This is a genomic window from Candidatus Latescibacter sp., from assembly GCA_030692375.1.
Classification (GTDB): domain Bacteria; phylum Latescibacterota; class Latescibacteria; order Latescibacterales; family Latescibacteraceae; genus JAUYCD01.
This window is the reverse complement of record JAUYCD010000254.1, coordinates 1-10,509: the sequence shown is the minus strand read 5'-3', so window position 1 is coordinate 10,509 and position 10,509 is coordinate 1. Positions and strand designations below refer to the sequence as shown.

Annotated in this window: 7 protein-coding genes; 1 reads left to right on the top strand and 6 read right to left on the bottom strand. The window is 53.1% G+C overall.

Annotated features, from left to right (window positions below; translation table 11 throughout):
• Positions 1-197: 197 nt before the first annotated feature.
• Complete coding sequence (locus Q8O92_15355; protein ID MDP2984694.1) at positions 198-1,565, top strand: DUF4861 family protein; 1,368 nt, start codon at positions 198-200, stop codon at positions 1,563-1,565.
• Between the two features lie 152 nt (positions 1,566-1,717).
• On the opposite strand, the gene Q8O92_15350 is transcribed toward Q8O92_15355, so the two are convergent.
• From Q8O92_15350 to Q8O92_15325, 6 genes are all read right to left on the bottom strand, one after another.
• Positions 1,718-3,583 (bottom strand): heparinase II/III family protein, encoded by a 1,866-nt coding sequence (locus Q8O92_15350; protein ID MDP2984693.1) that lies wholly within the window; start codon positions 3,581-3,583, stop codon positions 1,718-1,720.
• Positions 3,584-3,929: 346 nt separating this feature from the next.
• Positions 3,930-6,965 carry a glycoside hydrolase family 2 TIM barrel-domain containing protein gene (locus tag Q8O92_15345; GenBank protein ID MDP2984692.1) on the bottom strand — a complete coding sequence of 1,012 codons (3,036 nt, stop codon included), beginning with the start codon at positions 6,963-6,965 and terminating at the stop codon, positions 3,930-3,932.
• A gap of 366 nt (positions 6,966-7,331) precedes the next feature.
• Positions 7,332-8,216: an MBL fold metallo-hydrolase gene (locus tag Q8O92_15340; protein ID MDP2984691.1), complete on the bottom strand. Its 885-nt coding sequence runs from the start codon at positions 8,214-8,216 to the stop codon at positions 7,332-7,334.
• A 240-nt stretch (positions 8,217-8,456) separates the two neighbouring features.
• Entirely contained in the window at positions 8,457-8,804 is a 348-nt protein-coding gene (locus tag Q8O92_15335; protein ID MDP2984690.1) for a hypothetical protein, read from the bottom strand.
• Positions 8,805-8,856: 52 nt separating this feature from the next.
• On the bottom strand, positions 8,857-10,086 hold the full coding sequence (locus Q8O92_15330) for a tetratricopeptide repeat-containing serine protease family protein (protein ID MDP2984689.1): 1,230 nt from the start codon (positions 10,084-10,086) through the stop codon (positions 8,857-8,859).
• Positions 10,087-10,188: 102 nt separating this feature from the next.
• Positions 10,189-10,509: nucleoid-structuring protein H-NS (locus Q8O92_15325; GenBank protein MDP2984688.1), on the bottom strand; the 321-nt coding region annotated here is incomplete at its 5' end.

The following is a 10,509-nucleotide window of genomic DNA, read 5'->3' as shown; positions in this document are numbered from 1 at the left end:
AAGGGGGTCGCCGCTTTATGCGGCGGGGGGATTTTGTTTAAAGAGAAGATAAGTGATATGACATGTCTATCGCCGAATAAAAAATGGGGGATGGCCAGTTTGGACTATTCTATTGCCAATTCCCGAATTCTTAAGTATTTTTGCCATCTATAAAAGTTCCTTTTCAACCTGTCACTCTTTTGCCATGAGGTTTTGCCATGAAAATCAAACAAATCGCCGCCTGGTGTGTTCTCGGCCTCTTTACCGGAGCGTTTCTGAGTTATTCCGCGGACGGCTGGTACACGGAGGGCAACGATTTCATCCCCAAGAAACGGATCAAGGTCATTCTCACCAATCCGGTCAATACGGCGCGTCCGAACTGCCCGGTGGTGATCAGCCGTAAACAGCTTCCCGACCAGAACCTGCCGGAGCAGTACATCACCGTGGTCGACCCTTCCCTGCCGTCAAACCCGGAACCGACCCTGGAACAGCTCCAGAAAGTGGGCGCGGAACTTATCCGCAAGGAAACAAACGGCCATATTCTTGAATACCAGCAGGACGACATCGACCATGACGGCATCTGGGACGAGCTCTTCTTTATGCCAAATCTCAAGGCCAGGGAAACCAAGACCATCTACCTCTACATTGAATTCTCCGAGCGCGGCCTCGCCCCGCACAAGACCCATGCCGGAATAGGCTACTACGGCCGTCATATCGTGACGTTCTGGGAGGCTGAATACATCGGCTGGAAGCTCTGGTATCCGACGGATGTGGACATGCACGGGAAACGCAAGCCCATGCTCACCGCCTATCCCGAATACCAGGGGAACCTGGGAGGATACTATATGCCTATGGAGATGGGAACCGACATCATGGCGGTGGCCAACACCTTCGGCGCAGGCGGCATCTGCCTTTTCGAAAACTCGGTGTCCATGCCCGATTCGGTTTCCAGGCCGCGGTTCACTCCCTGGTCCGACAAAGGCCCGATACACGACACCCGATACACGTTCGATGTCATCGCAAACGGCCCCCTACGCAGCATTATCCGGGTGAATACCACGAACTGGCGCTCAGGCGCGGGCGAATACGCCCTCCAGCAAACCTACATCGCTTACGCCCATAAGAGTTACGCCACCTGCGATGTCCGCTTCACCGAGCTTGAGCCGGTGCGGAAATCGGTCATGTTCGGCTGTGGCATCCGTGAGATCATGAACCAGTACAACTCCCTGCACAGAGGCGGCATGGTCATCTCGTACGGCAAGAATGTAAATCCATACCCGCCGCTCACCTTTTCAGGAAGCTCCATCAAGGCATTCCGCGACTTCCGGGTCGGTTTCGAGGCCATCGCCCTCGTGGTCAAGGACAAATACAAGCCGGAGTACCGCAACATAAAGGGATTCAACGGAAATCATGTTTTTCGCCTTCCGGTCACTCCCGATCTCCGATATGAATATCTGATCGCAGGGGCATGGAACGAAGGCGCGGTCAACAAGACCCCCGAAGAATTCACCAAGTATGTAGAAACCGAGACGCTACTCTACAACAATCCGCTGAAGTTGACGGTTGGGGAAATGGGGAAGAAATAATGTCTGAACCACTGATGCGCATGATGTAAATGATGGATATGATTAGATGCCGAAACAAGTTCGGCATGACACGCGTCATCCTGAACTCGTTTCAGGATCTAAAAAACTCAAAACATGCGCAATTATTTATGTCGTCATATATAGAATTGCTTTTACCATTTCTCAAGTTGTTTCACATCTGTCTTTGTCACCACACCGCCCTTCTCCCATTGCGGGGACAGGAGCACCGCCATGCGAACGGCCCCGGTTTTGCCGGAAAGATGCACAAGGAGTCGTTTGACCCCGCGGTTCGTTCTCTGAGGCGGCTGCTGCTCCGCCGATTCCATGGTGAACTGGGCTCCCACGGGTGAGAGAATCCGTGCGATCAATTCTTTGCCTTTCAGCTTCAGGAAGGCATGATCACCCTGAAGCGTAATTTCCGCATCGGTGGTCATGGCCCAGGTGAGGTCGGCAGGAGCGTCAAGCTCGAATTCATCCTGCACGAGCACCGCACGCCGGCCGCCAACAAGGGCGATTCCCCTCACAACCTGCTTCGCGGCGGGAGTATATGCCGAGGTCAGGTTGATTACCGCATAGGCGGATGAGGGTTTCGACTGGAATTTCAGGAATTCCGCCCGGCCAAGTTCATCCTGGCTTTTGTTGTTCAGGAGGGGGACGCTGTGGCTGAACGAGTTCAGGCGGTAGTAGACCCACCGTTTCCCCCCTTTTTCACTGTCCCAGTAATCCGGCAGATTGTAGTCGTCCGAGCCCAGGTCCCTCGCCCAGCGCACTCCAAGGGCATCAAGCTCGAAGTTTCCCAGATCAAGATGCCCGTGGTCGACCTGGTTGTACCCGCCTTTCACTCCGACGAAAAGGTCGGCGGCGCCCCATCCGCTCCGGAACACCGCGACATCTACCTTTCCTTTGAACCGTCGGTCGAGATCCAGTTTTTTCGCTTCCTTACCAGAAGGAGGAACATACCAGACCAGGTGCTGGGCGGATGCACCGCGCTGAGCCATCAGCGCATGCTCGTTGTCCGAAATGAACGTGTTTTTGAACGTTCGCGCGACCCAGAACATGCAGGGCATGGGCGAGCGGCGGCTGTTTTCGCTGCTGTCGGCGAAGTTCAGGTAGAGACCGGTCGGGCCGGTGGTATAGATGGGAAAGAGTCCGCTCACATCGAGCCCCTGCGCCTTCGAGAGTCCGTAATCGGTCCCCAGCGCCGATTCAAGCGCGGAAAGCCCGTATGCGACATATCTGGTAGCATAATGCCAGTAACCACCCTCTCCCCAGGCGCCGTCGGGGGCATAGGACGCAAGCGCAGTCGGCATGGATTCCACCGCGCCGGGAACGATGATACGGGCGTATTCAGGATCTGTTTCCGCAATTGCAAGCGCGCCGATGAGGAGACCGCTGTTGCAGACCATGTTCCAGTTGAACTCGCCCTTCACCCACGACAGGGGACCATTTACACCCGTATAGGCAGCCGCCCCGGGTTTCATTCCATGCTCGATCAGTCCGCGGCGCACCGTTTCACGGACCTCCGGGCTGAACCGTGAGAAGAACCAGTCGTAGCCGATCCCTACCGCATGGGACATCTCCGCGGTGTCGAGGAAATGCGAGGGATTCCAGTCCGGGAATGCGCAGACCGCGAGAATATCCTCCTCCGCTTTCCGGGCGTACTTCTCCTCCCCCGTGAGGCGCCAGGCCATGCCGAGAGCATACATCCGATCGAGACATTCACGGCTGACACTGAGAAGGCGCGGGCCGATTTTTATGTATTCGAGGGGAGGCCTCCCGCAGTATTCATCCGCCTGTTTGAGAACGTCCCCGAAGTACTTCTTGAAAAGCGGATCGTTTTTCTCAAGCTGCCTGAGATGTTCCAGGTCAGATTGTTTCACCAGGAGACGGGGATGGCTACGGTCAAGAGTCGTGAGCACTGTATCCGCTGTCGGAACTTGCACCGTTTCGCTCACTGCGGCGGATATGCCACCGTACAGGAGCGTGAGAATTACAAGGAATGGGCATCGAAGTTTCATAAGGGAACCCCTCTCAGTTGTATTTTGAAATATTGTCTGAACCACTGATGCGTATGATGTGAATGATGTATATGATGAAAGCATTTTTTCTCTTGAGGCTTTTGCAAAAGTCGATATTTGAAGCAGCCCCCTTTCTGTCCTTCGGACATCCTTCCCCCGGAGGGGGCAGGAACAGACTGTGGAGCAATGACTTCCCTTGCCCATTTCGGGGGAAAGGGACTGAGGGTTAGGGGGCTGAAGTAATAAAACTTATCATTTTTTCATTTGAAAACGACTTTTTAAAAAAGGCTTCACCATCTTTTATCAATTTAATCACACGAATCAATGGTTCAGACAGTTTTTTTGGCTATTTCTTCTGATTCACTTCCAGCAGATTCAGGAATAATTTCTTTCCAACCGCCGACTGGGGTTTGGCCGATGTCAGCTCGCCCATGAAATTGAGAGTGGATAGGAAAATCTGCCCATCGCCGAACGGCACCCGAACAAGGGCGTTGAGAATCTCCTTGCGGTGCTCGGCGGCCAGGCCAACGATGGTTTCCGGGCCGCGCCAGCCCATGTGCAGCCCCCAGACATCGCCGCGGTAGAAGTCCTGGTATTCCCAGCCCATGCACTGAGATGTGGGAAGCCCCTGGAGGTAAGGGCTTTTCCCTACAAAGAGCCGCCCGCGGTTGCCCCAGTGCATGTTCCCCCAGTACTGGATTGACTGGAAGGAGTAGATGTTATCCATAGATTCCGCCCATTTGTCGGCGTTGTCGAGGATAATCAGGGTAGCGCCGTTGCTTACCTTTTCCATTATATCGCGGTATATTCCCCTGATTCTGCGGTCGTTATGAGGCCCGAGGATGATGAAATCGTATGCGTTTACTTTTGAATCATAGGGTTCGAGTGTTATGCCGCGATTATCTTTCAAAAAGGCGTTTATCACCCCGGTGGTGTCGATGACCGCTCCCCTGCCCCTGATTCCGGAGCCGGTCTTGTAATCCGCAGCGAACAATTCATCATGCCCGGTGGTTATAACCCCGGTTTTGTCGGTCAGGCGGGCGTTCAGATGGTAGTATCCCGGCGTCTGCACTGCGGGAAGCTCCACTCCCAGCACAAGGGGCTGGCCGTATCCCTCGCCGCCGAGAACGGTGACCGGATAGCTGTTCGAATAGACCGCCTTGCCTCCGGGATCTACCATCTCCACTGCGAGGGTGTGCGGTCCTTTCACATCCTTCTCGTTAATGAGGTAGAAATCGGCGATGCTCGCGCCGCCCTTCGAGAGAACCTTCGTCCGCAGCTTCACCGCGATATAGAGCGACTGGGAGTAGTACTGCAGGATGGCCGGGTCGCCGGTAGGATTACGGTAGGTGTCGGTGATGTCGGTATGGGTGGCTTCCGAGGCCCAGCCGTTGAGATTGTAGGCATCGGCGATGTTTGAAAGGCGCACGTTCTCCAGAATGCGGCCGTGGAAGTAGTGCATGTTCTTTCCCAGCGCCAGGGTAAGCGCATCTACGGTCGGGAATGCCGCCCGTAACCCGCTCTCATCGAGGAACCGGCTGTAGTTATTGTACCAGTCCAGGTGCTCGCCCTCCCGCCAGCCGCTGCCCCCGCCCGGATTGACGCTTCCGCGATCACGTGCGGCGCTTTCAATGTATTCTTTTATCTTTTCCAGGCGAAGCTGGGTGCCGAACGCGCCTTCCTCGCCCCAGAAGATGATCTCGTCTTTAAGGATGGGGTTTCCCGGCTGCCCGTCTACGATGTTATAACGCAGGTAGAGTGCGGGATTGGTGTAGTAATCGTCCACATACCCGGCAATGGGATTCCAGTGATGCTGGTCCCACCAGCCCTTGTAATAGAGCTTATCATCGAACGGCAGCATATGGAGCTTGATGACGTCTGAATCCGGGTGCGCGGTGGCGCTCATTTTACGGTTGCGGTCGCTGTTGTAGGTGAGAATGCGAGATGGGTCGAGCTGGTGCACCATGCGCATGTTTTGGATGTCATCGGCGCTGGGATCCTCAGTCGCCTCGTTCTTCAGGTTATAGATGATCATCGAGGCAAAGGAACGGTCGCGGATGATCATTCTCCGAAGTTTTTCACGGCGCCAGATTTCCTGCATCTTTTCCGGTCCGGGGAGGCAGCGGTAGCCGCCCGGCTCCTCGTAGGTGAGGATTCCGGCTTCATCGCAGAGCTCGGTGATATGGTGCTGCCCGATGGCGCGGTGGAAGAGCATCATATTGAATCCGAGTTGAAGGGTGGTATCCACATCCCGTTTCGCCATGTCAGGCGTCGGAAACATACCGGTGACAGCCCAGCAGCCGCGGGTCATTGCGGCGAAGATGAACACCCGCCTGCCGTTCAAGTAGAACCGCTGGTCGCTGTCTTTGACTCCGGTGGTGAAGAACCGGAAACCGAAGCGCTTGTTCATGGTATCGGCGATGCTCCCGTCCGCGCTTCTGAATGTTAGGGCGGCGACATACAGATGCGGGTTCCTGATATTCCAGAGCTGCGCTTTGGGCGCTTTCACCGTGAAGGAAACGGTCTTGCCGCCTGAGGGAACGGATGCGGACAACTCTTTTTTTAACAGCATGTTGGCGGGATTTTTCCACTCGTGAATGACCAGGGACAATTTCCCATTCTTCGGCGCTCCGGAAATATTGGACAGGGTGACAAACACCTCGGCCTCAGTGGGATTGGGCTTGTTCTGGACATAGATGTCATCCATGGAGACCGCATCCACAGCCCGCAGGGTGACCCGGCCGGTGATGCCGCCGAATCCGTGGACGCCAGGAACCATATTCTTACCCCATCGGTACATTTCGTTGTCGTTCCAGTCGAAATTGCCGACCGGGTCGGTCACCCGCACCGCAAGCTCGTTGTCGCCGTCGAACCGTACCGCTCCGGTGGCTTCCACATCGAACGGAACATTCCCGATCACATCATAGCCGACCAGCCTGCGGTTCACAAACACTTCCGCCCGCAGGTTCACCGACTCGAAATTGATGATGACCTTCTTCCCTTTGAGCGAAGGGTCGAGACGAAAGGTGGTGCTCCACCAGGACACTCCGCGGTAATCTCCGGCAATGCCGATCGGGTTGCCGCCGGCCCCCCAGAAATATCCTTCCACTGTGCCGGGAACGATCACTTTTTTATCGAACGTGGCGTTGAATTTATCCCAGCCGCATGTGGGCGGATTGACCGGAATCGCCTTCAGATTCACCGGGGGCAGATAAATGTCATCATCGATCCATTTTGCGCTTTTGTCCAGCCAGAGCTTCCAGTTGTCGCCGGAGAGAATGGTTTCCCATCGACCCGGAGAAGACTGGGCAGTGCCAGCCGACAGTGACAGAACAGCCAGTGTGATCAATAAAAGCCGCGGCGGAAATCGTTTTACTTTCATGCGGAGTACTCCTCTTTCAGAGTTATAGTAAAAGATTATCTCTCGAATACTATTGCAGAATAAATGTCATATCAGGCTTTTTTTTACCATTAAGGCTGAGAACTCATGTTGCTTGATGGGATAGTATCCCCCGATCCGGTGAAGTGATTCATAAGCGATCTGTGCATTTTTAGATATTGAGCCATTTGCAAAAGTCGATATTTGAAGAATCCCCCTTCCTGTCCTTCGGACATCCTTCCCCCTGGATGGGGCAGGATATGACTGTGGAGGAACGACTTCCCTTGCCCCCCTACGGGGGGAAAGGGACTGAGGGTTAGGGGGCTGCCTTAACAAAGGCATTTCTTTAACATTAATCGCGATTTGGTATTATAAGGCGTTCGGGGGCGGAACCAGATGCCGCAGTCCCTCGATGGCGGCATCGATATGATTTTGTCCCTCAGAAAGCAGAAAACAATAGTGACCGGGATATAATTCCTGAACTCCGAGATTGGCGAGCTTCGGCATCGAACGCCGCATATCGGCCATATCGCAGCCGATACAGTTTTGGAACATCAGCTTGCCTCCCTGTACCAATACATCGCCGGGGAAAAGGCAGACTCTTTTCCCGATCTTTACTTCTGCTTTTTGCACTTCTTTGCTTGTATCAAGTCCTAACGCTTCAGCACGTTTCAGAGCTTCATTTTCACGGACTATATTTAACAAGTTGCCAAATGACCGATCATCTGGTATTTCTACTTTGTCATCTACATTCCATTTTACCAGAAAGCACATGGAGCCGGGTGAATGACCCGGAACATGGATCGTTTCCATCGTGAATGCATCGAATGTGAATTTCTCTCCGCCATTTAGTTCGACATCAGGTTCACAGCCATGAAAAACATAGTCTTGAGGATAAAAACCATCACGTTTGGCAATATCGAGAGAAAGCTTGATCTCATCACCGGTACGCAATATCGGGGCTTCCACTTTTGATATATACACTTTAAGCCCCAGACGTTTTTTCAACTCAGCGCATCCGCCAGCATGGTCGGAATGGACATGTGTTATGAAAAGGTGTTTGATATCATTAAGATTTATGCCGTCATTCTTGATATTATTAATTATGCGATCCACCTCCAGCCCAACTCCGGCGTCTATTAGTACATGCCCACCGGGATTTTCAAGCAGGTAGATTTGACAATCGAACTTGTTTGACATGCCGAATCCGTGACGGCCGCCGCCTACGACATGAATACCTTCCGAAATCTTCAAGACAGTTCTCCTTATGATATAATTTGAAAGAGTGTTCTTTGCATAAAGATAGATCATAAAATGATTTTGTCAAGCGGAGGGTTGAGAAGAGAAGGAAATTTGCAAGGAAAGTTAAAAATTGGGATACAGACCGAGGAACTTGTACACCTAATTAAAGCGGACAACGTGTAAACCGAAACTACCTAACCGCAGGAGAACACCTCATATCTTGACATCGTGGCAACTTGTAATAACCGCCTCTTACTCTGGATTTTCATTTTTTGGTTCATTATCTCGAAAGAGAAATATATTCAGATCGCCCTTGTTGTCAGCCAAGTCATGGTAGATGTTCTTCTCTGTCACGTCAATCAGATTTTCTTCGCCATTTGCATCGACAATACGAGCTTGTAAGACTTTCCTGTGCTTTTCCCCGAACTCTTTGGCGTAATGGACAAATTCTGAGAGAGAATCATGGTATACTTCTAGCCCAAAAAGCGACATCAACTTATTTTGGAGTACCCGTCGCTCGGTACTAATGCCACATTCCGCAAAAGCTATGATAAGCTCCTCACGTTCATACGCGTTACACCGTATCACAATCGGTTTCATTAACCCCTCCTTTACTGATGATGTCAGCTTTCATTTGTTACGTTCGATTCTATCAACGCGGTACGATCAGATCGAAAAGTTTATCGGCAAGTTTCGGATCGAGGCGTCGTAGTTCCCGGACAGCTTCCAGGGCGGCCGTCCGATTGCCGGAGAAGTAATAAACGCCCCCAAGGTTGTGCCAGGCATCGGCATACTCCGGATTGATGCGCAGGGCTTGGCGGTAGGCTTCGATGGCATCATCGTAGCGCTTGAAATTATAGTAAGTGCACCCCAGGTTGTACCAGACATCGGCAGATTCCGGGTTGATACGCAAGGCCTGACGGAAGGCATCGATGGCATCATCATAGCGCTTGAAATCAGAGTAAGCGATCCCCAGGCCGCACAAGGCATCGGCATACTCCGGATTGATGCGCAAGGCCTGACGGTAGGCATCGATGGCATCATCATAGCGCTTGAGGTTACTATAAGCGAACCCGAGGCCGAACCAGGCATCAGCATCTTCCGGATTGCTTTTCGTCCACTTCCGGCACCAATCGAGCATCCCCTGCCAGTCTTTCAAATTTTGAAGGGCGATAACGCGTTTATACCATTCGGTCTGGCTGCGACCCTCGGCGGCCGGTTCACGGCCCGGCTTGATTTCTCCTATCCATTCCACGGGCATGGCGAAGTTCAGACTTTGACCTCCTTCGATATAGAGAGTTGTCAAGCCGACGAGCCTGCCTTCCCTATCGAAGAGACCCCCGCCGCTGGAACCGGGGGATATAGCCGCTGTAGTCTGAATAAAGGGAGGCGGTCCGCCCCGTAGTTGCGCGACGATCCCATCGGAAAGGGAAAGCTCAAGACCCATCGGCGCTCCCACAGCATAAACCGGGACACCGACCTTCAGGCTTGCTGCCTTGCCGAGTTGTGCCGGTTTCCCTGTAATACTCTTGGCATCGAGAAGACAGATGTCTTTATCACTGTCTACAGCGTAAATAGTTGCAGAGACAAACTGTTTGCCCCGGCCTACCTGGTAGGAGGAACCCCCTTCCACAACGTGCGAGTTGGTGGCGATCTTCCCTGAAGGGAGCAGCACACCGCTCCCCTGGCTTTTCACCTTGCCTTGGGCGTCCAGGGTCTTCACCACAACGATTGAATCCTTGACCTTATCGAAAACCTGTTCGGGCGTAAGGGCGTGGACTTTTGCGGGTAGGGTTGCGATGAAGAACATAGCGACGATCAGCTTTAAAACTGATGGTATATTCATCATTGTCCCCTTTCCATTTTCCCGTTTGTCCGTCATGCCGTTATGCCTCCCTTCATATACTCGGACAAGTCCTTCCCGGCTGAAATCGTCGGCTTCAGCGGGACGTTAAAGCCCTCATCAGTCACGTATTTTTTTGGTTTATATATCCCCGACAATCTTGTCGTAGAAATCGACGTAGTTGTCCTTGTCGGCCCCGGCACGAAGTTCCATGGCGGCGCGGGGGTGACGGTTATGCTGGCCTGTGATGATGTAGGGCGCGAGAGGACCCCATTCCATGCTTTCACGGAGCTTCACGAATTGGTCCTGCAAGAGTTTCCAGACCGGGCGCCGTTTGAATTTCGGGTTGCGGAGAAAGCCGATGAGCAGCTCCATCGGGCAGTTGCCTGCGCCGCGGCCCAGTCCCGCCATAGTCGCATCGACCCTATTGGCGCCCAGGATGATCGCTTCTATGGTATTGGC